Source organism: Pseudomonas bananamidigenes, from assembly GCF_001679645.1.
GTDB lineage: Bacteria > Pseudomonadota > Gammaproteobacteria > Pseudomonadales > Pseudomonadaceae > Aquipseudomonas > Aquipseudomonas bananamidigenes.
Genome location: NZ_LRUN01000014.1, coordinates 93,506 through 120,480, shown reverse-complemented (window position 1 = coordinate 120,480; position 26,975 = coordinate 93,506). Strand labels below are relative to the sequence as shown.

At 59.6% G+C, this 26,975-nt stretch carries 22 protein-coding genes; 19 read left to right on the top strand and 3 right to left on the bottom strand.

Translation table 11 applies throughout. The annotated features are described in order from the left end of the window. The first annotated feature begins 20 nt into the window (after window positions 1–20). The 18 genes from tssF (at window position 21) to BBF94_RS06365 (ending at window position 24,705) form a co-directional block, all read left to right on the top strand. A complete protein-coding gene (tssF, locus tag BBF94_RS06450) occupies window positions 21–1,808 on the top strand; it encodes a type VI secretion system baseplate subunit TssF (RefSeq protein WP_065258212.1) in 1,788 nt (595 codons plus the stop codon). Next, window positions 1,772–2,779, top strand: coding sequence for a type VI secretion system baseplate subunit TssG (gene tssG / locus BBF94_RS06445; RefSeq protein ID WP_065258211.1), 1,008 nt, complete (start codon window positions 1,772–1,774; stop codon window positions 2,777–2,779). The genes tssF and tssG overlap by 37 nt, the downstream gene beginning before the upstream one ends. Before the next feature lie 11 nt (window positions 2,780–2,790). Beyond that, entirely contained in the window at window positions 2,791–5,448 is a 2,658-nt protein-coding gene (tssH, locus tag BBF94_RS06440) for a type VI secretion system ATPase TssH (protein ID WP_065258210.1), read from the top strand. Window positions 5,449–5,458: 10 nt separating this feature from the next. Next, the gene (locus BBF94_RS06435) at window positions 5,459–6,979 is read left to right on the top strand and encodes a sigma-54 interaction domain-containing protein (RefSeq protein WP_065258209.1); all 1,521 of its coding nucleotides are present in this window, start codon (window positions 5,459–5,461) and stop codon (window positions 6,977–6,979) included. Between the two features lie 93 nt (window positions 6,980–7,072). Then, a complete protein-coding gene (locus tag BBF94_RS06430; protein WP_065258208.1) occupies window positions 7,073–7,213 on the top strand; it encodes a type VI secretion protein in 141 nt (46 codons plus the stop codon). An 18-nt stretch (window positions 7,214–7,231) separates the two neighbouring features. Then, window positions 7,232–8,425 carry a type VI secretion system-associated FHA domain protein TagH gene (gene tagH, locus BBF94_RS06425; protein ID WP_065258207.1) on the top strand — a complete coding sequence of 398 codons (1,194 nt, stop codon included), beginning with the start codon at window positions 7,232–7,234 and terminating at the stop codon, window positions 8,423–8,425. A 5-nt stretch (window positions 8,426–8,430) separates the two neighbouring features. Further along, window positions 8,431–8,931: a type VI secretion system lipoprotein TssJ gene (tssJ, locus tag BBF94_RS06420; protein WP_065258206.1), complete on the top strand. Its 501-nt coding sequence runs from the start codon at window positions 8,431–8,433 to the stop codon at window positions 8,929–8,931. A 2-nt stretch (window positions 8,932–8,933) separates the two neighbouring features. Further along, window positions 8,934–10,265: a type VI secretion system baseplate subunit TssK gene (gene tssK / locus BBF94_RS06415; RefSeq protein WP_065258205.1), complete on the top strand. Its 1,332-nt coding sequence runs from the start codon at window positions 8,934–8,936 to the stop codon at window positions 10,263–10,265. Between the two features lie 5 nt (window positions 10,266–10,270). Further along, window positions 10,271–11,146, top strand: a complete 876-nt coding sequence (gene icmH, locus BBF94_RS06410) for a type IVB secretion system protein IcmH/DotU (protein ID WP_065258204.1) — start codon at window positions 10,271–10,273, stop codon at window positions 11,144–11,146. A gap of 13 nt (window positions 11,147–11,159) precedes the next feature. After that, a complete protein-coding gene (tssM, locus tag BBF94_RS06405; protein WP_065258203.1) occupies window positions 11,160–14,699 on the top strand; it encodes a type VI secretion system membrane subunit TssM in 3,540 nt (1,179 codons plus the stop codon). Beyond that, window positions 14,699–15,427: a PP2C family protein-serine/threonine phosphatase gene (locus BBF94_RS06400; protein ID WP_065258202.1), complete on the top strand. Its 729-nt coding sequence runs from the start codon at window positions 14,699–14,701 to the stop codon at window positions 15,425–15,427. The genes tssM and BBF94_RS06400 overlap by 1 nt, the downstream gene beginning before the upstream one ends. Further along, on the top strand, window positions 15,424–16,425 hold the full coding sequence (locus BBF94_RS06395) for a serine/threonine-protein kinase (RefSeq protein WP_065258201.1): 1,002 nt from the start codon (window positions 15,424–15,426) through the stop codon (window positions 16,423–16,425). Before BBF94_RS06400 ends, BBF94_RS06395 begins: the two co-directional genes overlap by 4 nt. Before the next feature lie 28 nt (window positions 16,426–16,453). Next, window positions 16,454–18,490 (top strand): type VI secretion system Vgr family protein, encoded by a 2,037-nt coding sequence (locus BBF94_RS06390; protein ID WP_065258200.1) that lies wholly within the window; start codon window positions 16,454–16,456, stop codon window positions 18,488–18,490. A gap of 5 nt (window positions 18,491–18,495) precedes the next feature. Then, window positions 18,496–19,515 carry a tetratricopeptide repeat protein gene (locus BBF94_RS06385; protein ID WP_065258241.1) on the top strand — a complete coding sequence of 340 codons (1,020 nt, stop codon included), beginning with the start codon at window positions 18,496–18,498 and terminating at the stop codon, window positions 19,513–19,515. Between the two features lie 18 nt (window positions 19,516–19,533). After that, window positions 19,534–22,590 carry a hypothetical protein gene (locus BBF94_RS06380; protein ID WP_176704424.1) on the top strand — a complete coding sequence of 1,019 codons (3,057 nt, stop codon included), beginning with the start codon at window positions 19,534–19,536 and terminating at the stop codon, window positions 22,588–22,590. 2 nt (window positions 22,591–22,592) lie between these two features. After that, window positions 22,593–23,321 (top strand): hypothetical protein, encoded by a 729-nt coding sequence (locus BBF94_RS06375; protein WP_065258199.1) that lies wholly within the window; start codon window positions 22,593–22,595, stop codon window positions 23,319–23,321. A 336-nt stretch (window positions 23,322–23,657) separates the two neighbouring features. Beyond that, window positions 23,658–24,257: a lysozyme inhibitor LprI family protein gene (locus tag BBF94_RS06370; RefSeq protein ID WP_065258198.1), complete on the top strand. Its 600-nt coding sequence runs from the start codon at window positions 23,658–23,660 to the stop codon at window positions 24,255–24,257. 22 nt (window positions 24,258–24,279) lie between these two features. Continuing rightward, a complete protein-coding gene (locus BBF94_RS06365; RefSeq protein WP_065258197.1) occupies window positions 24,280–24,705 on the top strand; it encodes a hypothetical protein in 426 nt (141 codons plus the stop codon). A 54-nt stretch (window positions 24,706–24,759) separates the two neighbouring features. Here the strand turns inward: BBF94_RS06365 and BBF94_RS06360 are convergent, their stop codons facing one another. After that, window positions 24,760–25,122, bottom strand: coding sequence for a DUF6124 family protein (locus BBF94_RS06360; RefSeq protein ID WP_065258196.1), 363 nt, complete (start codon window positions 25,120–25,122; stop codon window positions 24,760–24,762). 425 nt (window positions 25,123–25,547) lie between these two features. On the opposite strand from BBF94_RS06360, the gene BBF94_RS06355 reads away from it, so the two are divergent. Next, a complete protein-coding gene (locus tag BBF94_RS06355) occupies window positions 25,548–25,931 on the top strand; it encodes an SCP2 sterol-binding domain-containing protein (RefSeq protein ID WP_065258195.1) in 384 nt (127 codons plus the stop codon). Between the two features lie 22 nt (window positions 25,932–25,953). On the opposite strand, the gene BBF94_RS06350 is transcribed toward BBF94_RS06355, so the two are convergent. Both BBF94_RS06350 and BBF94_RS06345 read right to left on the bottom strand, forming a co-directional pair. Then, window positions 25,954–26,715 carry a Fic/DOC family protein gene (locus BBF94_RS06350; RefSeq protein WP_065258194.1) on the bottom strand — a complete coding sequence of 254 codons (762 nt, stop codon included), beginning with the start codon at window positions 26,713–26,715 and terminating at the stop codon, window positions 25,954–25,956. Further along, window positions 26,712–26,969, bottom strand: a complete 258-nt coding sequence (locus BBF94_RS06345) for a hypothetical protein (protein ID WP_065258193.1) — start codon at window positions 26,967–26,969, stop codon at window positions 26,712–26,714. Before BBF94_RS06345 ends, BBF94_RS06350 begins: the two co-directional genes overlap by 4 nt. Window positions 26,970–26,975 lie beyond the last annotated feature (6 nt).

Below are 26,975 nucleotides of genomic sequence, written 5' to 3'. Positions count from 1 at the left end.
CACTACCAGGCAGGTAACCCGTGTCCTTTAACCACTACTACCAAAGCGAACTCACCGCACTGCGCCAACTGGGCCGCCGTTTCGCCGAGCGTAGTCCGGCGCTGGCGCCGTTTCTGGGGCAGGCCGGGCGGGATCCGGATGTGGAGCGGTTGCTGGAGGGCTTTGCGTTTCTGACCGGGCGTCTGCGCCAGAAGCTCGATGACGAGTTGCCGGAGCTCAGCCATTCCCTGATGCAGTTGCTGTGGCCGAACTACATGCGCCCGCTGCCGGCATTCAGCATTCTGCAATTCGATCCGCTCAAGCGTTCGGGGCCGGCGCTGAAGGTCGAGCGTGATACGCCGATCGAAAGCGTGCCGATCGAAGACGTGCGTTGCCGTTTCCGTACCTGCTACCCGACCGAAGTCATGGCGCTGGATCTGGCTGCGCTCAACTACTCGGTGAAGGGCGACGGTTCGCTGCTCAGCCTGCGCCTGGAAATGAGCGCCGACGGCCACCTCGGCGAGCTGGAGCTGAGCAAGCTGCGCCTGCACTTTGCCGGCGAGCGCTACATCAGCCAGATGCTCTACCTGAGTCTGCTGCGCAACCTCGACGGCATCGAACTGATCCCCCTCGACGGCGCCGGCAAGCCCATCGACGGCGTGAGCGGCAAGCCGATGGCGTTCAAGATTCCGGGCGACCGCGTCAAACCCGTGGGCTTTGCCGAAGAAGAGGCGTTGATCCCTTATCCGCTGAACACCTTCCGGGGTTATCGCTACCTGCAGGAATACTTCGCCTTCCAGGACAAGTTCCTGTTCGTCGATGTCCACGGTCTGGACATCCTCAAGGCGCTGCCGGAAGACACCCTCAAGCAGATGCGCGGCCTGGAAATGCGCTTCGACATCCGCAAGAGCGGGATCATGCGCATGCGCCCGACCCTGGATAACGTGAAGCTGTTCTGCACGCCGATCGTCAATCTGTTCAAGCACGACGCACTGCCGATCCGCCTCGACGGCAAGCAGGACGAATACCTGCTGCTGCCGGCGGAATTCGACCTGGAAAACTGCGGTGTGTTTTCGGTGGAAGGCGTGACCGGCTGGAAGCCCGGCGGCCTCGGTTATCAGGAATACGTGCCGTTCGAATCCTTCGAGCACGACCCGAGCTTCGACGTGCCCAACAGCCGTCCGCATTACAGCATCCGCCAGCGCTCGTCGCTTCTGCACGACGGCCTCGACACTTACCTGAGCTTCGGCATCCGCCACACCGAAGCCCACGAAACCCTGTCCATCGAGCTGGTCTGCACCAACCAGAACCTGCCGCGCAAACTCAAGCTCGGGCAGATCTGCATGGCCTGCGAAGAGACCCCGGAGTTCCTGAGTTTCCGCAACATCACCCCGGCCACGTCCAGTTTTGCGCCGCCGCTGAACCGCGACTTCCTGTGGAAGCTGATCAGCAACATGTCGCTCAACTATCTGTCGTTGGCCGACGTCAACGCACTGAAGGTGATTCTGGAAACCTACGACCTGCCGCGCTACTACGACCAGCACGCGGAGAAGGTCAGCAAACGCCTGCTCGGCGGTCTGAAACTGATCAAGCATCACCACGTGGACCGGTTGCACCGCGGCCTGCCGGTGCGCGGGCTGCGCACCGAACTGACCATCGACCCGGAAGGGTATATCGGTGAGGGCGACCTGTTCGTCTTCGCCTCGGTTCTCAACGAGTTTTTCGCGCTTTACGCCAGTCTCAATTCGTTCCACGAACTGCGGGTAAAAAGCACACAGGGAGAGGTGTACCAATGGACACCACGTATGGGCCTGCAGCCCCTGCTTTAAGCGGGCTGAGCCGGGTAATACGCGAGTACTCGCTGTTTCAGGCCGTGCTGCTGGTGATCGACCGGCTGCGCGAGGCGCACCCGTACCTGAGCGAAGAGGATCTGTACGACCAGCTGGAATTCCAGGCCAACCCGAGCCTGGGTTTCCCCGGCAGCGACGTCGACCGCGTGGAGTTTTTCGAGGAACACGGGCAGATGCGCGCGCGTCTGCGTTTCAACCTGATCGGTCTGGTCGGTTCCGGTTCGCCGTTGCCGGCGTTCTACGGCGAGCAAGCCCTGGGCGACAGCGAGGACGGCAACCCGACGCGCAACTTCCTCGACCTGTTCCACCATCGCCTGCAACGGCTGTTGCTGCCGATCTGGCGCAAATATCGCTACCGCGCCAGCTTCCAGAGCGGCGCGGTAGACCCGTTCTCTTCTCATCTGTTCGCGCTGATCGGCCTCGGCGGCGACGAGATCCGCAAGGCCAAGGAACTGAACTGGAAGCGCCTGCTGCCGTACCTCGGCCTGCTCAGTCTGCGGGCGCACTCGGCGGCGCTGATCGAAGCGGTGCTGCGTTACTACTTCAAGCACGAAGACCTGGTCATCGAGCAGTGCATCGAGCGCCGCGTGGAAATCCTCGAAGAGCAGCGCAACCGCCTCGGGTTCGCCAACAGCGTGCTGGGCGAAGACCTGGTGCTGGGCGAGCACGTGCGCGACCGCAGCGGCAAATTCCGCATTCACATCACCGAACTCGACTGGGAGCGATTCCACGAATTCCTGCCCATCGGTTTCGGTTACCAGCCGCTCTGCGCGCTGGTGCGGTTCACCCTGCGTGACCCGCTCGATTACGACATTCGCCTGGTGCTGCGTCCGGAGGAAATCCGCGAACTGCGCATTGGCGAGAAGAACGACTGTCGCCTGGGCTGGACCAGTTGGCTGGGCTGCGAAAAAGCAGACGGCGTGGTGACCCTGGGCAGCAAAATTCATTAAGGACGTGAGCCATGATCAACGTAGACCTGCAACAACTCATCCAGGCGCTGGACGCCGAAACCCGTCGCGATCTTGAGCGTTCGGCCGAGCGTTGCGTCGCCCGTGGCGGCAGCAAGATTCTGGTCGAGGACTTGCTGCTGGGCCTGCTGGAGCGTCCGAACGGTCTGCTCTCCCGTGCGTTGCAGGATGCCGACGTTGATGCCGGCGAGCTGAGCGCCGCACTGCAGACGCGAGTCGAACACAGCGCTTCGCGCAACCCGGTGTTCGCTCCGGAACTGGTGCAGTGGCTGCAGGATGCGTTGCTGGTGGCCAACCTTGAACTGGGCCAGACCTCGGTTGAAGACGCGGCCCTGATCCTCGCGCTGCTGCGCAACCCGATGCGCTATGCCGGCAGCCGCTATCAGCCGTTGCTCGCCAGACTGAACATCGAGCGCCTGAAAGAGTTTGCCCTGTCGCAACAGCCTCAGGCAGCGGCGAGCGGCAAACCGGTGGCCCCGGGTGAATCGCTGCTGGAGCGCTTCACCCACAACCTGACCCAACAGGCCCGCGACGGCAAGCTCGACCCGGTGCTGTGCCGCGATGGCGCTATCCGCCAGATGGTCGACATCCTCGCCCGTCGTCGCAAGAACAACCCGATCGTGGTCGGTGAGGCTGGCGTGGGCAAGACCGCCATCGTCGAAGGCCTGGCCTCGCGCATCGCTGCCGGTGAAGTACCGCAAGTGCTCAAGGGCGTCGAGCTGCTGGCGCTGGACATGGGCCTGTTGCAGGCCGGCGCCAGCGTCAAGGGTGAATTCGAACGACGTCTGAAAGGCGTGATCGACGAGGTCAAGGCCTCGCCGAAACCGATCATCCTGTTCATCGACGAAGCCCACACCCTGATCGGCGCGGGCGGCAATGCCGGCGGTTCCGATGCGGCCAACCTGCTGAAACCGGCACTGGCTCGCGGCGAGCTGCGCACCATCGCCGCCACCACCTGGGCCGAGTACAAGAAATACTTCGAGAAAGACCCGGCACTGGCCCGTCGCTTCCAGCCGGTTCAACTGCACGAACCGACCGTGAGCGAAGCCGTGACCATCCTGCGTGGCCTGGCGCAGGTCTATGAAAAGAGCCACGGCATCTACCTGCGCGATGACGCGGTGGTGTCGGCGGCGGAACTGTCCGCCCGTTACCTGGCCGGTCGGCAACTGCCGGACAAGGCCGTCGACGTGCTCGACACCGCGTGCGCCCGCGTGCGCATCAGCCTCGCCGCCGCCCCGGAAAGCCTGGAGCGCCTGCGAGGTGAACTGGCCGAAGGTGGCCGTCAGCGTCAGGCCCTGCGCCGCGATGCCGAAGCCGGTCTGCCGATCGACCTCGAGGCGCTGGAGGCACTGGAAGCGCGGCTGGACGAAGCCGAGGCCGAAAAGGTTGCACTGGAAACCCTGTGGACCGAGCAGAAGCAATTGGCCGAGCGTCTGCTGGAGCTGCGCCAGCAACTGGCCAAGGCCCGCGAAGCGGCGGTGGTCGAGCCGGTGGTGACTGTTAAAGAAGACGCCGAAGGCACGGTGATCGAAACCGTCGCTGCCGAGGTTAAAGCAGGCCAAAGCGTCGAGGAGCTGGAAGCGCAACTCAACGAAACCCACAGCGCCCTGACCGCCGCCCAGATCAAGGAGCGACTGGTCAGCTTCGAAGTCTGCCCGCGTCTGGTGGCCGAAGTGATCAGCGCCTGGACCGGCGTGCCGCTGGCACAACTGGCCCGTGAGCACAACGCCAAGGTCGCGAGTTTCGCCACCGACCTGCGTGCCCGCATCCGGGGTCAGGAGCAGGCCGTGCACGCGCTGGATCGTTCGATGCGCGCCACCGCCGCCGGTTTGAACAAACCTGATGCACCGGTCGGCGTGTTCCTGCTGGTGGGCCCGAGCGGCGTCGGCAAGACCGAAACCGCACTGGCCCTTGCCGATCTGCTGTACGGCGGTGACCGTTTCATCACCACCATCAACATGTCCGAGTTTCAGGAGAAACACACCGTTTCCCGGCTGATCGGTGCACCGCCAGGCTACGTCGGTTACGGCGAGGGCGGCATGCTCACCGAAGCGGTGCGCCAGAAGCCGTATTCGGTGGTGCTGCTCGATGAGGTCGAGAAGGCCGACCCGGACGTGCTCAACCTGTTCTACCAGATCTTCGACAAGGGCGTGGCCAACGACGGCGAAGGTCGCGAGATCGACTTCCGCAACACGCTGATCCTGATGACCTCGAACCTGGGCAGCGACAAGATCAGCGACCTTTGCGAAAACGGCGAGCGTCCGACCGCCGAAGTGCTGGAAGAAACCATTCGCCCGGTGCTCAGCAAACACTTCAAGCCGGCGCTGCTGGCGCGGATGAAAGTGGTGCCGTACTACCCGGTCGGCGGCCCGGTATTGCGCGAGCTGATCGAGATCAAGCTCGGTCGTCTGGGCGAGCGGCTGAACCGCCGTCAGCTGGATTTCACCTGGTGCCAGAACCTCGTCGATCATCTGTCCGAGCGTTGCACCCAAAGCGAAAGCGGTGCGCGTCTGATCGACCACCTGCTCGATCAGCACGTGCTGCCGCTGGTGGCTGACCGCTTGCTCGACGCCATGGCCACCGGTGAAAGCCTCAAGCGCGTGCATGCGACGCTCAATGGCGAAGCCGGCGTGACCTGCGAGTTCGCCTGAGGTGAGTGTGATGTTCACTCAAGTGCCACAGCCATTGGTCTATGCCGAAGCCTTGCTGGCGCAGTTCGCCAGCCTGTCGCGGGCGGCGGACGGTGCTGCGCTGCTGGGTGATTTCGTGCGCGGCGTGGCCGGGTTGAGCGGTTGCGAGCTGACGCAGCTGTACCTGCTCGATGCCACCCACACCTGCCTGGGGATGAACGCCGAGTGCCTCGACGGCTTGTTGCAGCCCCGTGGCGCGGCGAGCCTGCCGGCGGATTACAACGGCGAGCAGTTGCTGCAATTCGCCCTGTGTCAGAACCGCGTGGTGTGCCTCGACGATCTGGGCGGCAGCCTGCACGAAACCAGCTTCCTGCCGGCCTCGGCCATGCCGTGGCAGTCGCTGTTGTGCGTGCCGCTGGTCAATCAGCAGAAGGCCGTCGAGGGTCTGTTGCTGTGCGCCAGCCGTCGTCACAGTGACCTGCAAGGCTTCGCCGACTCCCTCGGTCAGCTCGGCTCGTTCGTGCTCGGCCAGTTGCATTTGCTGCAGCGCCTGCGCCAACCGGCGGACGCCGTGGCGCCGGCGGTCCGCAGCGTGCCGAGCATCAGCGGCTACGGCCTGATCGGTAAAAGCGCGGCCATGCGCCAGACCTACTCGCTGATCAGCAAGGTCCTGCACAGTCCTTACACCGTGCTGTTGCGTGGCGAGACCGGCACCGGCAAGGAAGTGGTAGCCCGGGCGATCCATGATTGCGGGCCGCGTCGGTCCCAGGCGTTCATCGTGCAGAACTGCGCGGCGTTCCCGGAAAACCTGCTGGAAAGCGAGCTGTTCGGCTATCGCAAGGGGGCGTTCACCGGCGCCGACCGCGACCGCGCCGGGCTGTTCGATGCGGCTAACGGCGGCACGCTGCTGCTCGACGAAATCGGTGACATGCCGTTGTCGTTGCAATCGAAGCTCCTGCGCGTCTTGCAGGAAGGCGAGATCCGTCCGCTGGGCTCCAACGACACCCACAAGATCGACGTGCGCATCATTGCCGCCACCCACCGCGATCTGGCGGTGCTGGTCAGCGAAGGCAAATTCCGCGAAGACCTGTATTACCGCCTCGCGCAATTCCCGATTACCTTGCCGGCCCTGCGCCAGCGTGAAGGCGACATCCTCGATCTGGCGAAACATTTCGCCGAAAAGGCCTGCGCGTATTTGCAACGGGATCCGGTGCGCTGGTCGGACTCGGCGCTGGAGCACCTGTCCGGTTACACCTTCCCCGGCAACGTTCGTGAACTCAAGGCGCTGGTCGAGCGTGCGGTGTTGCTGTGCGAAGGCGGCGAGCTGCTGGCCGAGCATTTTTCCCTGCGCATGGAGCCGGTGCCGGAGGACGACAGCAGCCTGAACCTGCGTGAACGTCTGGAGCGGGTCGAGCGCACATTGCTGCTCGATTGCCTGCGCAAGAACGACGGCAACCAGACCCTGGCGGCCCGCGAACTGGGTCTGCCCCGGCGCACGCTGCTGTATCGGCTGGGCCGCTTGAACATCAATCTGGGTGACTTCGATGGGTAGGCAAAAGTCCGTCGGCTTCACCTCGTCCGCTTGTTTCAGCGCCGCCCGGAAGGGTCGGCGCTTTGTGCTTTGTCTACACCTGGAGACTCTCTGATGTCTGTTCGTCACTGGCACGCTGTCCTGCTGACCGTCGTCGTTCTGTGCGGCCTCGGCGGTTGCAGCGGCAATTACAAATTCAACGATAACGATTACCGCCCATTGGGTGATCCGCAGGCGGCCAATCGCGGCAAGTGACCGCAAGGAGCATCAAACATGGAACTGGTTTTCGAAATGCTGAACACCAAGCAGTTCGTGCCCACCGAACTGTGCCAGCGGACCTTCAAGCAGGCCGGCGGCGTGATCGGGCGCGGCGAGGACTGCGACTGGATCATCCCTGACCGCAAGCGTCACCTGTCCAACCACCACGCGATCGTCAGCTATCGCGAGGGCACGTTCTACCTGACCGACACCAGCAGCAACGGCGTCCAGGATGGCGACAGCGGCGCGCGCCTGCACAAGGGCGAACCGGTACGCATCGAGCATGGCAGCACTTACGTGCTGGGCGACTTCGAGATTCGTGCGCGACTGGTGCGCGATCCGGCGACCTTCGACGGTGAAGTGGGCCTGCCCCGCGCCGCCGGCAGCATCATCCCGGACGATGCCTTCCTCGATCTCGATCCGCTGAAATCGCTGGAGCAGCAGGAGCGCGTGTACTCGGAATTCGAAGAGATGCTCGCGCCGGTCACCGACCCGCAAGACTCCCGTCAGCGCGCCGACTATGCACGTATCGACATGGAAAGCCTGATGGTGCCGGAGCTGATCGTCGAGCCCAAGCCTGAACCGGCTCCGGCACCGAAAGCCGTCGAGCGTCAGAGCGAAACCTTCTGGGACAAGTTCGGCGCGGCACTCGGCGTGAACGTGAAGAACCTCAGCCACGACGAACGTGAAGCGCTGGCGCTGAACGCGGCACGTCTGCTGCGCCAGAGCATCGGCGGTCTGCAACAGAGCCTGCGCACCCGTTCGGAGTTGAAGAACGAACTGCGTCTGGCCCAGACCACCGTGCAGGGCACCAACAAGAACCCGCTGAAATTCGCTGTCGACCCGAGCGAGGCGCTGGACATCCTGTTGCAGCCGCACAAGCCGGGGCACTTGCCGGCCGAGCAGGCGATCTCCCGGGCATTCCGCGACTTGCAGGCGCATCAGGTGGCGCTGCTGACCGCCAGCCGGGCGGCGGTGCGCGGCACGCTGGAGCACTTCTCGCCGGAGCAGCTGACCCTGCGTTTCGAACGCGACAACACGCCGTTGCTCGCCACCGCCGGCGGTCGCTGGAGAGCGTTCAACCGTTACCACCAGGCGCTGCGTCAGGACGATGACTGGAGCGAGCGTCTGCTGGCCCGTGACTTCGCCCAGGCCTACGAAGAACAGATCCGCCTGATCTCCACCCTTCACACCGACCACCAAGGATGATGCGCATGTCTCGCCGCTCGACCGCTTTTTTCAAGACGCTGACCGCGCTCACCCTGATGGTGCTGCTCGCCGGTTGCTCGTCGCTGTCGCCGTATTCGAAAGTGACCAAGATCAACCTGAAACTGACCGGCAGCGATCAGCTGAATCCGGACCTCAACGGTCGTCCGTCGCCGATCGTGGTGCGGCTGTTCGAGCTCAAGCACCCGGTGACCTTCGAAAACGCCGATTTTTTCAGCCTCTACGAGCGCGCCAAGGAATCTCTCAACCCGGATCTGGTGGCCAGCGAAGAACTCGAACTGCGCCCGGGTGAAACCGTGGAACTCAAACTTAGCGTGGAGGAGGGCAGCCGTTACATCGGCATCCTCGCCGCTTACCGCGACCTGCCGGAAACCAAATGGCGTCACACCTTCCCGGTCACCCCGCTGGAAGTCACCGAGGCCGATCTGACCCTGGACCAGGCCGGTATCCGCAAAACCAATGAAGTGCTCGCCAAGGCGGATGACTGATCATGAATACCCATAAAGTCATCTGGCAGGAAGGCATGTTGCTGCGTCCGCAGCACTTCCAGCACAACGACCGCTACTACGACCATCAGATGAAGACCCGCACCCAGTTGCTGGGCGGCTACACCTGGGGTTTTCTCAACCTGCAAATCGACTTGCAGTTCCTCAACATGGGCAAACTGGTGATCAGTGAAGCCTCGGGGATCCTGCCGGACGGCAGCCTGTTCGAACTCGGCGGCAACACCGAACCCCTGGCCCTGGACATTCCGCCGAACACCGGCAACATGCCGGTTTATCTGGCGCTGCCGCTGGTCACCGGTAACCACATCGAGGCCCGTCGCCCGGAGCAGTCGGACGTGCTCGCACGCTACACCGCGTATGACGCCGAAGTGGCCGACTCCAACGCCGGCGACGATTCCGCCAGTCAGGTCAGTTGCGGTAGGCCGGACTTCAAGCTGTTGCTCGGCGAGCAGCAGAGCGATCAGGCCTACGTGAAGCTGAAGATCTGCGACGTGCTCGACACCACGCCGGACGGCGTGATCAGCCTCGACCCGGACTTCGTGCCGACCTACATTCAGGCTCACGCCTCCAGCTACCTGCTGTCGTGCCTGAAGGAAGTGATCAGCATGCTCGGTCACCGGGGCGACACCATTGCCGAACGCATTCGTTCCAACGGCAAGGTCGGCGGCGCGGAAATCGGCGATTTCATGATGCTGCAACTGATCAACCGCACCGAACTGCTGCTGCGCCATTACCTGGGCCTGGAGCAGGTTCACCCGGAAGAGTTGTACCGCACGCTGCTGACCATGCTCGGCGATCTGGCGACCTTCTCCAGCGACAGCAAACGCCCGCGTCTGGACAGCCGCTACTCCCACGCCGACCAGGGTGCGAGTTTCCGCAAACTGATGGAGTCGATCCGTCAGGTGCTGTCGATGGTGCTGGAACAGCACGCCATCGAACTGATCCTGCAGGCGCGTCAGTACGGGATCATCGTGTCGCCGCTGCACGACCACAAACTGCTGGGCTCGGCCTCGTTCGTGCTGGCAGCCAGTGCCAACTGCGACTCCGAAGAATTGCGCAATCGCTTGCCTGCGCACCTCAAGGTCGGCCCGGTGGAACGCATCCGCCAACTGGTCAACCTGCACCTGCCGGGGATCAAGGTCAAACCGTTGCCGGTGGCCCCGCGGCAGATCGCGTTCCACTCCAACAAAACCTATTTCATCCTCGAACTCAGTTCCGAAGACCTGGCGCAACTCGAGCGCTCCGGCGGCTTCGCGTTCCACGTGTCCGGCGAATTCGCCGAGCTTGAACTGAAATTCTGGGCCATCAGGAACTGACCGACATGATCAAGGACATGGAACACAACCAGGACGACAAAACCGTCCTGCTCGACCGTCAGGGCCATGGCCCGGCGTCGAGTCCGCTGACCGACTTCGCCGCGCCGCCGCGCTTCGAACAACTGGAAGAACGGATGATCTACGCCGCGCGCCTGCGCCCGGCGGAAGCCTTCAACATCAGCCTCAATTCGCTGGTGGCGGCGTCTTCCGAACTGCTCTCGGAAGTAGTGCGCCTCAAGCACAGCGAAACCCGTGAGGATCTCTACGCGCTCAACGAGCGCCTGACCGCCGGGCTCAAGCTGTTCGAAGTGCGCGCCCTGCACAACGGCGCCGAAAGCAGCCAGGTGATGGCCGCCCGTTACGTGCTCTGCACCGTGGTCGATGAAGCCGTCGTCACCACGCCGTGGGGCAACGAGAGCGAGTGGTCGCAGATGAGCCTGCTCAGCAGCTTCCACAACGAAACCTTCGGTGGCGAGAAGTTCTTCCAGCTGCTCGATCGGCTGTCGAAAAACCCGGTCAAGCACCTGCCGATGCTGGAGCTGATGTACCTGTGCCTGTCCCTCGGTTTCGAGGGCAAGTACCGCGTGCAGGCCCGCGGCATGCTGGAGCTCGAAGGCATCCGCGATGCCTTGTACCGGCAGATCCGCCAGTTGCGGGGCGACGTGCCGCGTGAATTGTCGCCGCAGTGGGAAGGCCTCAACGATCAGCGCCGCAACCTGGTGCGCATCGTGCCGGCGTGGATGGTGGTGCTGTTCACCTTCGTCTGCCTGGTGATGATGTATTCGGGCTTCGCCTGGGTCCTGGGCGAGCAGCGCGACACCGTTCTGCAACCTTATCAGCCGCTTGATCCGGCCGCGGCCCAGCCGCAGTCGCAGCCGTAAACAGGGACGTGTGATGAAAAAGTTCTTCAAGAAAGTCGGCGCCTTCCTGCGCCAGACCTGGGTCTGGACCTTGCTGCTGGTGCTGTTCGTGGCGCTGCTGGTGTGGTTCGTCGGTCCGTTGCTGGCCGTGGATGACTACAAGTTCTGGGAGAGTCCGACCTCCCGCCTGCTGACCATCGCCGTGCTGTTCCTGATCTGGGGCCTGACCATGGTCTTCGTCAGCTGGCGCGCCGGCATCCGCAAGAAAGCCATCGAGGAAACCGAAGACGGCCAGGACCGCATCCGTCGCGATGACCTGATCGAGGAAGAGCAGAAGGAATTGAAGGAGCGTTTCAAGGACGCCCTGAAAACCCTGAAGACCTCGAGCCTGTATCGCGGTCGCAGCGAGCGCTGGCGCAGTGACTTGCCGTGGTACTTGCTGATCGGCCCGCAGGCCAGCGGCAAGACCAGCCTGCTGGATTTTTCCGGGCTGGAATTCCCGATCAACAAGATCGACCGCAAGCTGACCCGCGACACCCACGGCACCCGTCACTGCGACTGGTACTTCGCCGACCACGGTGTGCTGATCGACACCGCCGGCCGCTACCTGACCCAACCGGATCCGGAAGTCGACGGCAGCGCCTGGACCACCTTGCTGGAGCTGCTGCGCAAACGTCGTCGCGGCCGTCCGCTGAACGGCGTGCTGGTGACCATTCCGGTGGAAACCCTCACCGGCGGCAACGAGCAGGACATCGAAACCCTGGCCCGTCAGGTGCGTGCGCGTCTGCAGGACGTGTATCAAAAGCTGCACGTCGACGTACCGGTGTATCTGGTGCTGAGCAAGGCTGACAAGCTGCTGGGCTTCGACGAGTTCTTCGATCAGCTGACCCGCGAAGAAAGCGACCAGGTGCTGGGGACCAGTTTCCGCAAGGACCAGGTCGGCACCGACGTGGCCGTGTTGCGCAACGAGTTCGAAGAGCTGCTGCGTCGCCTCAACAGCCAGGTGATCATGCGCATGCACTCCGAGCGCGACACCCAGCGCCGTGGCCGCATCCTCGATTTCCCGCACCAGATGGGCCAGATCGGCGAGCGCCTGTGCCTGTTCGTCGACATGGCGTTCACCGGCAACCGCTACCAGCGTGCGACGCAACTGCGTGGCTTCTACCTGACCAGTGCTCCGCACCTCACTCAGGAAATGGATGCGACCACCGCCGGTATCGGTGCAAGCCTGGGCATGAACGCCGGCGTGCTGCCGACGCTGCGCAGCGGTCGTTCGCGTTTCATCCACCACTTGCTCAGCCGGGTGATTTTCCCCGAGGCCGATCTGGCCGGTCTGGACAAGCGCGAGCGCAGCCGCATCCACTGGGGCCAGCGTGCGCTGTACGTCGGTGCGCTGGGCGCGCTGGCGCTGTTCGGCATGCTTTGGGCCGGCGGTTTCTCGGCCAACTACGAGCGCCTGGAAAACCTGCGCAATCTGGCGCAGAACTGGACTCAGCTCCGTACGGCGCTGTCGCCCCGCGACGATGCCATGGGCACGCTGAAAACCCTCGACACCAGCTACGCCGCGACCCAGGTGTTCCCGAAAAAGGGCGATGCCGCGTACCACGAGCGCGTCGGTCTGTATCAGGGCCAGGACGTCAATCCGGTGGTTCAGGAAGCCTACGAGCGCGAGCTTGAGAAGCAACTGTTGCCACGGGTCGCCACGATGCTCGAGGGTCAGATCCGCGCCAACATGAAGGACCGCGAAAAGCTGATCAACAGCCTGCGCGCGTACCTGATGCTGAACATGAAGGATCGTCGCGACGCGGCGTGGCTCAAGGATTGGATCGCCAGCGACTGGTCCCAGCGCTACACCGGCAACACCGCGGTGCAGAACGGTTTGAACGCACACCTCGAGCGTCTGCTGAAGCTGCCGTTCATCTATCCGCTCAATGAGCAACTGGTGACCCAGGCGCGTCAGGTGTTGCGCAGCGAGTCGCTGGCCACCGTGGTCTACCGCATGCTCCGCGAGCAGGCGCGCAACCTGCCGGACTACCGTTTCAGCCAGCACCTCGGCCCGCAAGGTTCGTTGTTCATCGGTACCGAGTACGTGATTCCGGGCTTCTACACCCAGTCCGGCTATCAGCAGTACTTCTCGGTGCAGGGCTCTGCGCTGGTCACCGACATCCTGCGTGACAACTGGGTGCTGGGCGAGGGCGCGGGCATCAGCGACATGGACCTGCGTCGCCTGATGGTCGAGCTGGAGCAACTGTACTTTCGTGACTACGCCAACTACTGGAGCGAGGCCGTCGGCCAGGTGGCACTGCCGCCGATCAGCGATGCCGGTGAAGGCGCCGAGCAACTGGCAGGCCTGACCTCGGCCAACTCGCCGGTGCTGGCGCTGCTGACCGAAGTGCGTGAGAACACCCGCTTCCCGGCCGCACCCGAACCTGTGGACGAAGCCGGCGAAGCCGCCGATGCGCTGGCTGGGCAGAAGGGCAAACTGGGCAAGGTCGGCAAGATCGCTTCCGCGTTGACGGACAAGGCTGCGGCCATGAACGTGGCGAAGAACCTGCCGGACACCGCCAAGAAGGCCCTGCAACGTCGCTTCGAGCCGCTGCATAAACTGCTCGACGACAACAACGGCCCGGCTGCCGACCTGACGCCGGCCTTCACTGCGCTCAATGACCTGCAACTGCAACTGGCGGGCCTCGCCCGTTCCAGCACGCCGGAGCAGGCCGCGTTCGAACTGGCCAAGACCCGCATGAGCGGCCAGCGCGATGCGTTGACCAACCTGCGCAATGCCTCCGGTCGTCTGCCGCGTCCGTTGAGCGTGTGGTTCAACGTGCTGGCCGAAGACTCGTGGCGCCTGGTGCTCAATGATGCCTACCAATACCTGAACGGCCGTTATCAGAGCGAGCTGTACAGCGTGTATGGCAAGACCATCAGCCAGCGTTATCCGTTCAGCGCAACAAGCACCAGCGATGTGGCGATCAGCGATTTCCGCGAGTTCTTCCGGGCTCAGGGCACCCTCGACCGCTTCTTCGACAACTACATGCGTCCGTTCGTCAGCGGTGACCCGGGCAACTACCGGATGCGCAGCGTCGACGGTCGCAGCCTGCCGGTGTCCAAGGTCTTCCTCGATCAGATGGCCGCCGCACTGAACATTCGTCAGAGCTTCTTCTCGATCAATCCGGCCGAGCCGACCGTGCAGTTCAAACTGGAGCCGTACACCCTCGATCCGGCGGTCAGCCGTTCCGAGTTCAAGTTCGGCGACAAGACCATGGAATACCGCCACGGTCCGATCCTGCCGATGAACTTCAAGTGGCCGACCGATGCTGAAGACGGACGCACCAGTCTGGTCATGGACAAGATGGCCGGGCGCCCGATCGGCATCGAGAAGAACTCCGGCCCGTGGTCGCTGTTCCGTCTGTTCGACCTGATGCAGACCGAGTACCTGACCGGTCGCGACGTGCTGGTGCTCAAAGCCGATGTGGGTGGCCTGCGTGCCAACTATCTGCTGACCAGCCAGCGCACGCCGAACCCGTTCGACATGGGCGTGATGCGTACCTTCCGTATGCCGGTGCAGCTCTGATGCTGGTGGCCAGTCCCTGGCGCAGCGCGGCGCGAACCGACCCGGGCAAGGTGCGGTCGCGCAACGAAGATGCCTTCCTCGACACCCCGCAGCATGGGCTGTGGGTGGTCGCGGACGGCATGGGCGGTCATCACGCGGGCGACGTCGCCAGCCAGATGATCGTCGCCAGCCTGGCTGAACTGCCGCAGCACGAGGACTTCGACGAACGCCTCAAAGCCATCCGCCAGTGCCTGCACTGGCTGAACCGGCGCCTGGGGCAGGAGTTGACCGTCACCGCCGGGCGTCACGACAGCATCATGGGCAGCACCGTCGTGGCGCTGCTGATGGAAGGCAATCGCGCGGCCTGCATCTGGGCCGGCGACAGCCGTTGCTACCTGTGGCGCGGGCAGCGTCTGTATCAGCTGTCGAAGGATCATTCGCTGCAACAGCAACTGATCGACGAGCAACAGATGAGCGCCGAGCAGGCGGCGGCGCACCCGGCTGCCCAGGCCTTGACCCGGGCGGTCGGCGCGGCGGAACAGTTGACGCTGGATGTGCTGGAACTCGAGGTCTACCCGGGCGATGTGTTCCTGCTGTGCAGCGATGGTCTGTATCAAGGCCTGAGCAGCGATGCCCTCGGCAATGCGCTCAGCCTGGCGGCGCCGCAGGTGGCGCTGGAACGTCTGTTCGACGGCGCCCTGCGGGGAGCCGCCCGGGACAATCTGACAGCCGTGGTGATCCGCCAATGACTGAACTCGAATCCTCGGTGGACGACCTGCTGATGAGCGAAGAGCAGGCCAACAACCTGACCTACTTCGCCTTCGCCAGGGAAAACAAGGCAGAGCCTTTGCTGGCACCGACCAGGGCCAGCATCGGTGCGCTGCCGGACGTACTCGCCGGTCGCTATCACCTCGAGCGCCTGCTCGGGGCCGGCGGCATGGGCGTGGTTTACCGGGCCCGGGATCTGCTGCACGAACAGTTTGGCGATCCCGACCCTTACGTTGCGCTGAAAATCCTCAGCGAAGAATTTGCCGAGTCGCCGGACGCCAGTGCCTTGCTCTACAGCGAGTTCGCCCTGACCCGACGCCTGCGCCACGACAATGTGCTGCGCGCGCACACGTTCGAAGTGGACACCGATTGCCAGCGGGCTTTCATCACCATGGAACTCATGCGTGGCCTGACCCTGGACAAACTGCTCTGCGAGCGGCCGCTGGGCCTGCCGTGGAAGGAATTGCGCGACATCGCGCTGCCGCTGCTCGACGCGCTGGCCTGTGCCCACCGTCGTGGCGTGCTGCACGGTGACATGAAGCCGAGCAACGTGATGCTCAGCGAAGACGGCGTGCGCCTGTTCGACTTCGGTCTCGGGCAGGCCGAGGAGGGCATCCTGCCCGGGCTGCCGCACCTGAGCCGCGAGCGCTTCAACGCCTGGACCCCGGGCTACGCCGCCCCCGAACTGCTTGAGGGCCAACCGTTGTCGGCCAGCGCGGACGTGTACGGCGTGGCCTGCGTGATCTATGAACTGGCGGGGGGCAAACACCCGTTCCGCCGTTTGCCTTCGACCCAGGCCCGTGACGAACACCTGGATCGCGAACTGCAAGCCCCGGCACATCTGCCGACACACTGCTGGCCGGCGCTGCGCACCGCGCTGGCCTTTGACGCGGCAGAGCGCAACATTTCTGCCGACCAATTGCGTGACGCCTTGGGCGCCACTTCGTCCTGGTTGCAGCGTTTGCGGCTGAGGGCGTAACGGATGACATTCGAACAGGGAGCTCCTTATGTTCAACCCAGCTAACGAAACGCACTTCAGCCTCACGGTCGAAGACTACGTGGGCGACCTGCAAGTCCTGTCGTTCACCGGCACCGAAGGCATCAGCCAGCCGTTTCGCTTCGACCTGGAACTGGTCAGCGAAAACCCGGATCTGGACCTGGAAAAACTCCTGCACAAACAGGCGTTCCTCGCCCTCGATCCGCAGGGCTCCGGCATCCACGGCCAGATCTACCGTGTCGCCCAGGGCGATGCCGGCAAGCGCCTGACCCGCTACAAGGTTTCGCTGGTGCCGCAATTGCAATACCTGCATCACCGCACCAACCAGCGCATCTACCAGCAGATGTCGGCGCCGAAAATCATCGCGCTGATCCTCGACGAGCACGGCATCAAGGGCAACGCCTACAGCTTCCAGCTCAGCCAGCCGTGCCCGGACCGCGACTACTGCGTGCAGTACGACGAAACCGACCTGCACTTCGTCCAGCGCCTGTGCGAAGAAGAAGGCATTCACTACCACTTCCAGCACAGCAAGAAAGGCCATCTGCTGGTGTTCGGCGACGACCAGACCGTGTTCCCGAATCTCGGCCAGCCGACCGCGTATGTGCAGGGCAGCGGCATGGTCGCCGAAGAGCCGGTGATCAAGGGCTTCAAGCTGCGTCTGGAAACCCGCACCAGCCGCACCACCCGCCGCGACTACGACTTTGAAAAGCCGCGTCTGCAAATGGAAGCGGCCTACAAGCCGGACGGCGAGAGCACTGAACCGGATCTGGAAGACTACGACTACCCCGGCCGCTTCATCGACCGTGCGCGAGGCAAGTTCCTCAGTCAGCGCGCCCTCGAACGCCACCGCGCCGACTACCGTCAGGCCGAAGGCCGCAGCGACCAGACGAAACTGGTCAGCGGCCACTTCATGGAAATGTCCGACCACCCGCGCAGCGAATGGAACGACCTGTGGCTGCTCACCGAAATCTTCCACGAAGGCAAACAGCCGCAAGTCCTCGAAGAATCGGTGACCAGCGACACCACCGACAACAAGGACGATTTCCATCAGGGCTACCGCAACCGCTTCCTCGCCACCCCGTGGGACGTGTTCTACCGCCCGGCGCTGGAACACCCGAAACCCCGCGTCCTCGGCAGCCAGACCGCCCACGTCACCGGCCCCAAAGGCGAAGAAATCCACTGCGACCAGTACGGCCGCATCAAGGTGCAATTCCACTGGGACCGCGAAGGCCTGGCCGACGACAAGACCAGTTGCTGGCTGCGCGTCTCCAGCTCCTGGGCCGGCGACCGCTACGGCGCCATCTCCATCCCGCGCATCGGCATGGAAGTCCTCGTCACCTTCCTCGAAGGCGACCCCGACCAGCCACTGGTCACCGGCTGCCTGTACCACAAGGAAAACCCGGTGCCCTACGCCTTGCCGGCGAACAAGACCCGCACCGTCTTCAAAACCCTCAGCTCCCCGGGCGGCGGTGGCTACAACGAACTGCGCATCGAAGACAAAAAAGGCGCCGAACAAATCTTCATCCACGCCCAGCGCGACTGGGATGAAAACATCGAACACGACCAGAAGATCCGCGTCGGCAACGAACGCCACGACACCGTGGTGAAAAACACCTACACCGAACTCAAGGCCGAAGAACACCGCACCACCATCAGCGACCGCAAGATCGAAGCACGGCTGGACGACCACCTGACCATCGGCGAGAGCCAGCATGTGAAGCTCGGGACGGCGCAACTGACCAGCGTCGGCAAAGAGATACACATCAAGGCGGGGGACAAGATCGTCATCGAGGCCGGCTCCGAACTGACGATTCTCGGCGGCGGCAGTTTCATCAAGCTCGATGGCGGCGGAGTGACCGTGGTTGGGCCGGTGGTGAAGATCAACGCCGGCGGCTCGCCGGGAGCGGGCACTGGCATCGGGATCAAACCGCCGGTGCTGCCGGGGGCGGCGGATAAGGACAAGGCGGGGAGTTTGATGGATCAGGCGTTGTTGAATGCGCCGCCTGAGAAGGTTAAGCCGAAGGCTTTTTTTGTGTTTTCTGAGTGATCGACATGAATGGTTTGTTGAAGAAGAGAAATGGCTTCGCCGTAGCGGCTTTCACCGCCTCGCTGCTGAGCCTGTTTCATGGCAGCGCTTATGCGGATGAGTGTCCGTCTGAGGACTTTTCCCAGTTCCTGCCAGAGTTCTCTGCGAATGCTGAAACTCAGCAGCGGTTGACTGCGATGACGGTGAAGTCACTGGTTTTGAAACCGGTGGGAGAGCACGGAGTTTTTGAGCCACAAACGACGGGAGTCAAGAGCTCCAGTTTGCCATTTCCGCTAATGTCGCCTGTGGGCCCAGACAAGACTGAAGGCGTGGTGGTTGAAGCGATCGACGATAGTCATTTCAACGTAGTGGATAAACGGGCGGGCAACAGCAACATCAAGATTTTCAACTTTTCTCGCCAAGCGTGTTGGGTGCTTGAGGGTATTGAAGATTGGTCGATCAGAGAAAAAGATCTCGTAGAGGCGAGCAATGCCCACATGAGCGAGGCAGAGAACTTTTGCTTCCAGCGTGCAGAAGCCTTCAGAGGCCTGGGGGGGTTAGAGCAGTACCGACTCACAGGTGAGTTATTTGAAGCTTCTTTGGAAAACTACCTATGCGCAGCAGCTTCCGGTGATCCTCAGGCTAGTTTGAATGCTGCAAGTTTGAGCCTTTCTGGCATGGCTCCGCAGCTAGAAACTAATAAGGTTGAACAGCTATTCAAGGCAGCAGCGACCACTTTGCCTGAGGGTGCGATGAGCCTTTCGTTGTTTTATTGCGATGGAAACAATGTTTCCTCTAATGCTCCATGCCAGCATCCAGCAGAGGCTGAAGAAGCGTTGACGCAGGCGGCCCGTATGGGAGATGCCTTTGCAACAAATGCACTCGGTCGAGCCTTTGAAACTGGAGAATTGGTTACTAAGGACATGTCCAGGGCGATTGCCTGCTACCAACTCGCTGCCCAAAAAGGCAGCAAAGGGTCTATCGCACATTTGGAACGTCTGAATAAGCAGCCTGCTGGAATTGCTAAAGCCAGCTATTGCTATTGATTATTGCAGGAAGCAGAAATGACAGAGCCACTGGATTTATCTGGAAATTACACCAGCGCGAATTATAGCTATAAGGAGGGCGGGGATGGTTACGCTGTAGAGAATGGTAAAAAAATTGTCGACTGTTCTCATATGGTTAACTTGTTGCTGACGGGGGCGGGCTACGAAGTTCCTTATCAGAATACCGCCGGGCTTAATAGCCAGGAAGCGCTCAAATATTACGATGTGATAAGCCCGGCTAATGTGAAGCGGGGAGATATCGTACTCTGGATTAATGCCACGTCAAATCATCAAAATAAGACGTTAAACCATACAGGTATTGTAGAAAGTTATGACAGTACGCTGGATTCTGAGTTTGGAGAATTCTTCGGAGCACAAAGTTCTGGACCAGCCACTGCCAAATTCGGTGCCGTTGGGAAGGCTTGGTACTGGCCAGTCCCTACAAAATTTTTAAGGGTTAAGGAGTCGACTCGGACGGGGGGTGGCGCTCCAGCTCCCGCTCCCGCACCGGCAGCTGCGGGGGCTGCACCATTGATGAGTTTTCAATATCCATTCAGAAAACCAGATGGTAAGCAGTTCACTGAAGCAGATGAAGTATACAAAGCCCTCGAGGCTGAAACTGCCGGCCACTACCTGCTGGGCAGCAACAAGTTTTGGCACGGTGGCATTCACATCAGCAATGCCAGCGCTCCTCAATGCATTTTGAACGAACCAATTCGGTGTATGGCCGACGGTGAAGTCGTGGCCTACCGACTTAACGAAGATTATTTGGAGTCTACGTTCGGCGAAAATGAGAAGAAACTGAAGTATTCCAACTCGTTTTGTTTGGTGCGACATGAGTACAAATCTGTACCAAACCCAGAAGAAGGACCGAATAAAGGCAAGCAAAACAAGCTTAATTTCTACAGCTTGTACATGCACCTTCTGCCCTTCAAGCGTTATCCGCTGACTGAGGAAGAAACTCCGAAGCCGAAAGTGACCATGAAAGTAAGTGACTTCAACGCTTACGACGACTTCCCTGAATCCAGCAGCATACAGAACGTCGGAAAGCTCGTTGCGGGGACCAAACTTGAAATATTGGATCAAAAGGACTTAGGCAACGTTACCTATGCGAAAGGGAAAATCCTGTCAGGTAGCGTTAAAAAAAGTGGCCAAAAAGTTCGCGAAGCTGGCAAAGAGGTCTGGTTCGCATACTTGAAAGATGGAGAGCCTTACAAAAACTCCAAACCCGCACGTATATGGCTGGAAGATCCGATCCCGGAGCGCTTAAAGCCCAAATATTGGCAAGGCAAGGTGAAGGGGACCGCGTTGAAGAGATTGGATCTTTATCAAGATCCTGTCTCGCTCCAAAATGGGCAGGCTGCCGGTGCCAAGATGGGCTCGCTGCAACTCACCCCTCATAGTACGGTGGAGTTTGAAAGCAAAGAGGTTCTGAATCTCAATGTTTCAGGAACAATTCGCCGAATGGCGAAGTGTACCAGCAGTGGTAGTTTGGCAGGGGCGGGAAGCCTTCCTCCCAGCTTCTGGGCAATTGTGGAAAACGACTACGTTGCCTGGGATGTAATCCCGAGTAGCTTCGACTCCGTAGAACCTGCAAGTACCGGTATCAAGGCGGGAGATCCGATTGGCTATCTGGGATTGACTGAAAATCTGACCGGCGAAGATGGCGGTGTGGCGAGTAAGTATCAGGTACACGTCGAGATATTTACTGCCGAAGCCGACGTAAAAGACTTCCTCAAGAATACGGCTGGGCTGAAGATCGGCAAGCAATATCTGTATTTGCCGGCCGGAGGTGAGTTGAAGAAAAAAGCACCTGCGACAGACAGTGTGGTGCTGAAAGCGGAACATGCGATTGATCTGAATAAGGCACCTGTCATCAAGGTGGGTACTGACGATTATTACGATGTGACCGTTACTGACAATGCTCAATCAGTTAACGGCCTGGTCAAGAAAGCCGGTGCACAAATCATCACTCAGCATGATTGGGAAAAGCTGGGGTTTCAGATCGTCGAAGAAACCAATGCGACAGCGGACGGTTTTCTTGATCCTAAGGATATGCCTCAGTTCTTTCAGGATCTGTTTGCGAAGATCGATAAGGACCAGAGCGGGGACGTCGATCCGACCGAGTTGGCCGAGGCTTTGAAAAACCCTGATACGCGCTCGCAATGGTCCAGGCTGGTGGCCCATCATCCAACCGAGTGGAAAGCGAAAGCAGATGCTCCCAAATGGAGCCGGCTCGATACAGAGCTTGAGCACGCCCCGAAGACACTGAAGCATGAGAAAGAACGAATCACGAAGTATGTGTTTTGGGAGGATTTGAAAGACAAGGCCGCCATGAGTTCGGACGTGGTTTGGCATTTTCATTCTATTGAAATGCTGAGTAATTTCATGAGGCGTTCTGAATTTATTGATGTCGAGCGTTTTGTAGCTATGTATGCTGAGCAACATGCTTCGTTTCAGGCTGGTGCGCCTCAGCTGTCTGATACGTCCAAGTCTAATTTACGTAAGATTGCAGAGAATGTTAATAAGTATCTAGACAAAACAAAAGAAGTTTATACCATCTATGAGTTGTCGTATATGTTCGCTACGGCGCGCCACGAGGCTTATCAATTTATGATTGCTGAGTATTTTAGTGCTGCTCCTGAGTATGGGCCGGTTTCCTATTTCGACAAATATGACCCCGTGCTTGCAGATACCGCTACACGCAGACAAACTGCAATAGATAACGGTAATACGGTGCAAGGGGATGGCTATAAATATCGAGGGCGTGGTCTCGTTCATTTAACTTGGAAGAAAAATTATCAAAAGGCGAAAGATTACTTCGGAATTGATTTTGTCGAACATCCCGATAAGGCTGCAGGGTTTGAGAATTCTGTGCCCATCATGATATGGGGTATGAAGGAAGGTATATTTACTGGGAAGAAACTTGGGGATTACGTTAATAATACTTCTAAGGATTATGAAGGGGCTCGGAAGGTTATCAACGGGTCCGACCAGAAGGCACTCATCGCGAGTTATGCCGTAAAATTCGAAGCGATACTAAAAGCCACGTCAATTGCGCCGGAGACCAAATAAGTATGAATATCAAATTGCACGTAGTCTCGGTTATCATAACTTTCGTGTTAGCAGATGTTGCATTCGCCGATCCGCATGACGTGTATTCAGCCGATATCGACGCCCACTCTTTAACTGTAACTTGGTCAGGTGGTAGTAAAACAATTGAGGGCGTAATCGGCAGCCAAGGCGAGACAACCAGAGAGCTAGTTGAGTTTAATGGGGGGAAGGCCCTCCATTATGAAAACTTGGCGTCGCGTGCTCCTTTCGAAGCGTATTTTACGTTGACTAGGCATGGCGCGGAGGTTTTCATAGACTGCGTTTATACAAACATTCGGAACGAGCAGAACGGAATTCTAATAAACAAGGCCGTTTGTGGTTTGGAGCGCCCGTTAGCTGAAGAGTACGAGGAGGTGGTGTCTGAATTTTCAGATCAGTGGAAGAACCTAACTAACAAGGTTGCTATAACTCCTTTGTTAGCAACACCGCCGGTATTGCTAGCGGTTGAAGAGTCGGTTCTAGATGGGGTTAAGTTATCCCGGATCTATCATTCTCCGAATGACCTCAAATTCTCACGTCCTGAGAGCGTTGTAAAGAAAGATAAATTCAGCCACTCCTTTGGTGATAGCTACGTATTTTCCGTTTATACCCCCGGGGACTTAATTAACCCGCTCTATCTTGATGTGTCATCTGGAAAGCTTGACAGTGTATTCGTACGATATGATCGGGCTGATATAGCTAAGTTCTTCTGATTAATGGTTCTTTTATCAGGGCAGGATTTGGATCTATTTGGTCGCGCTGCGATTATTTTCTAAATTGCGAGGGCACATAGATCAGTTCCGCTTGATTCAATGTCCACGTTAATTTGCTCTGAGTTAAAGGGGGCGGATTTATTTGTTGCGCTCGATTTTGCGAAAACAAATTCGTCCCGTTTTTGCTTGAAACCGCTTCGGACAGTAATGGGCTATGAACGATAAAGAGCGCGCGGTGCCGGCGTACAAGCAATACGCGTTGCGTATGTCGGACGCGGGAAAGGCTTCGAAAATTCCTGCTCGGGTAGCTGAGCGTAGCGCCGGAGTATCCGGATCATGATCAAACTGAGGACGTTCCTTGAACTGGTCGCGGGTGTTTCTTTGGCTGCTTTGCTGGTTCCAGCGCATGCTCAGGAAACCTGCAATCCCGACAGCTTTTCCAATCCCGATTTGATCATATGCGGTCAGCAGTCTTTCGAGAAAGTCGACGCAGTATTGAATGAGCAATACAAGAAAGCGTTGGTCAGTCTGGCGCCCGCCGACAAGAAGCAACTGACTGATGTGCAAAAGAAGTGGGTGCGCTTCAAAGAGGCGTATTGCGAGGATGTCTATCAGTCGGCCTTGCCCGGCGCAGAGGCGCCCATCGAAAGGCTTGGGTGCCTGGTGCAAACAAGCAATGCCCGGTTGGGGGAATTGGTTGCTCTGCAGACGGGGTTACCTCTGGACGGTTTTTATAAAGCTGCGTCGGCCATGGCGGGGCAGGATCGAGAAAAAGGTCTGACGGCTTCCATGGAGCGATTGGGGGGTGAACACTTCGACGATCCGTTGTGGCGGCAATACGTCGATGGGCACTGCGAAATGAGTGAGCGTGTGTTCCGGGAGGACATCGCTAACTGCGCAGTGCGAATGCGTTTTCAGTTGCCTCTGAATCGTTGAAGGAATGATCAGATTGAAATCAATGCGAGTTTTATCTGCTGCACTGTTTGTTCTCTTTCCGATGGCGGCGCACAGTGAGGTCTCGACGGAGATTTATTGCTTCCGTTCGCAAGAGAGCGCCAAAAGCATCAATTTCGAACTCAGAACTTATTACGACTCCTTCTCCAAATGGAGCGCAGCGGCTGTCAGGTACAGCAAGTCGAAGAAGGCCATTTCTCTGGTGTATCGGAATACCGAGCAAGAAATTCTGGCAGAGGATCGTCCGTATCAGTTCACGACGACTTGGATTGAGGTTTCGGAGGGCGCGCTGACGGGGGAGTATGAAATGGTGAGTCAGGGTGCCCGGGTCTATGGAATGACTTATACGAACTACAAAACCGGGAAGAAGTACTCTTTCGGACACGATTTCAGTATGGATTTCTCACCGGAGACGGGCTGTCATTGGTGAGGCGTTGGAAAGTTGTAAAAGGGGACTCAACGTCCCCTTTTTTCCGCCCGCGATTCAGCTACGGCTGCCCTGATACTCCCGAAACTCAATGTGATCGAGCGTGCCTTCCACCATCAATCGAACGCCGTCCGCCATTCTGCTGAGGCCCAATGCCATCGAGCGGCGGGGGCCGTCGAGGTCGTCGGCCAGGTTGGCGGCGATGGCGCTGATGGACAGGAGGTCTTCGGAGGCGTTGGCCATGAGGGCTTCGGCGTCGGCGTTGGGGCAGAGGGCGAACAGGCCGCCCAGGCGTTTGGGGCGTTTGGCTCTGGGTTTGAAGTGGTGGTCGAGGGCGCGTTCGGCGGCTTCGTGGAGTTTCTTCGAGTCTGGGAATTCGTAGGGGGAAACTTCTTCGTCAGTGAGGGTTGGATCGATCATCGGTGTAAATCCTTTTGATGTTGGAAAGATTTGCCCCGGGTTTCGGACTTGCACATCCGGTCACCGATTTTGCGGTGACACACAGAGGCTAACGATGATGCTCAAGTTCGCCTAGTTCACGGACAGCACCGCAGTTTGAAGGACATTTCCCAAGGATCTGCGAGGTAGCGGATCAAAAGATCGCAGCTCCTACAGAAATGTGTTTCTTCAGGTGTAGGACGGGGGGATGGTGTGACGCGGAGCGTCACGGGATGCGTTCCCACGCGGAGCGTGGGAACGATCAGGTTGTGGGGCGGAAATCGTGACTTGGTAGTCATCTTTCAGGAAAATCCATGCATCGTCTTCTATCCATGCAAGATAGTGGCGAATCCGTCCGAATCCCTTACACTCCCCCGGCCGTTCATTTTCCTTTTGAGGCTGTGCGCATGAAATTTCGTTTTCTTCTGTGGATGCTGGGTCTTTTGATGGGTAAGGCCAGTCGGACAAATCCTGCGTTCCAGCAGCAATTGGGTGACAAGGATCTGGTGTTTCAGCTGCAGACTCTGGACGGGAAGGTGGCGCGGCATTTCGTGGTGAAGGACCAGCGCATTACCAGCAAGTCCGGGGTGGTGGCGGAGCCGGCGTTTGCGATTGCGTTCAAGGATGCGGCGTTCGGGTTTGCCACGATGCAGGCGAAGAACAAGCAGCTGGCGTTCATGCAGGGGATTCAGGACAAGACCATCCAGCTCAAGGGCAATCCGGCGCTGGTGATGTGGTTTCAGGGGTTGATGAAGTATTTGATGCCGCGGAAGGCCAAGCCGAAGTCATAAACCTTTCAGGCGGCTCGCCTCTTCAGCTGTCCGGCTCAGGAGGCTCGCCGTCCAGTGGCTGGCTCCGGTAGGTCTTGTAGATCTGCTGGACTTGCGGGTTGTCCAGGTTCTCGTAAGTGATGTCTTCCTTGTCCAGGCCATCCAGGCCTCGGATGCCGCTTATGGTCTCGGGCCATTCGTCACGGCTGGATATGTCGACGACGAACGGGGTGAGGTAGCGATCGAGATGCCGTTCGCGAGGTTCGCGGATCTCGTCGCTGAGTGCCCGCAAGTAGTCGTCCTTGTTTGTCCTCGACCAGTCGATGGCGAACCCGGCCCGATAACAGAGTTCCATGAAAACCAACAGAATCGTGCGTCCGTTGCCGTCGAGGAAAGGGTGCGCGAAAGCCAGCTGGCCCATCACTCCGCCGGGATGGTCTCTGAAGCGTTGCTTGTCTGCTGCGAGCTTGAGCGCATAGTCGACGGACATTCTGATGAAGTCCGGGCGCTCGAAGATGGTGCTGCGAGGATCGTTGAGGGGGCCCTTGAAGACTGCCAGGTGAGGGACCAGTTCGTTTCGGTCTTTTCCAGCCCAGTGGTAGAAGCCGGAAAACAGGATCTCGTGAACCTTGAGTACCGTCTGGTAATCGATGGGCTTTTTCCCGGCCAGATAGGCGAGTGCATCTTCGATACTCAATTCGAACGAAAGATGCTCCGACTCTTTTACTTCAACGGGATCTTTCAGTTGCAGCGAGTTTTGAAGGTATCCAGCCGTTTCGAAGTCGCCGAACGGGTCAAAAGTCATGCGCTGCGTTTCTTCGCACGCCTTTCCTGAAGATAGCGCCCCTGCAGCGCCAGGATTTCAGACTTGCTCAGGACGCCTTTTCGCTTGAGATTGACGAGCAACTGTTCGATGCCATCCAGCTCGACGACATCACCAGACAAGCGGGTAATCCCCACGGCCATACGACTCATGCCGTCTCGACTGGCCGTAACCTTGTTGTCTTTGGCGAGCTTGCGGACTTCGCTAGCAACGCTGGCAGCATCTGTTTGGGTCATCGGAAA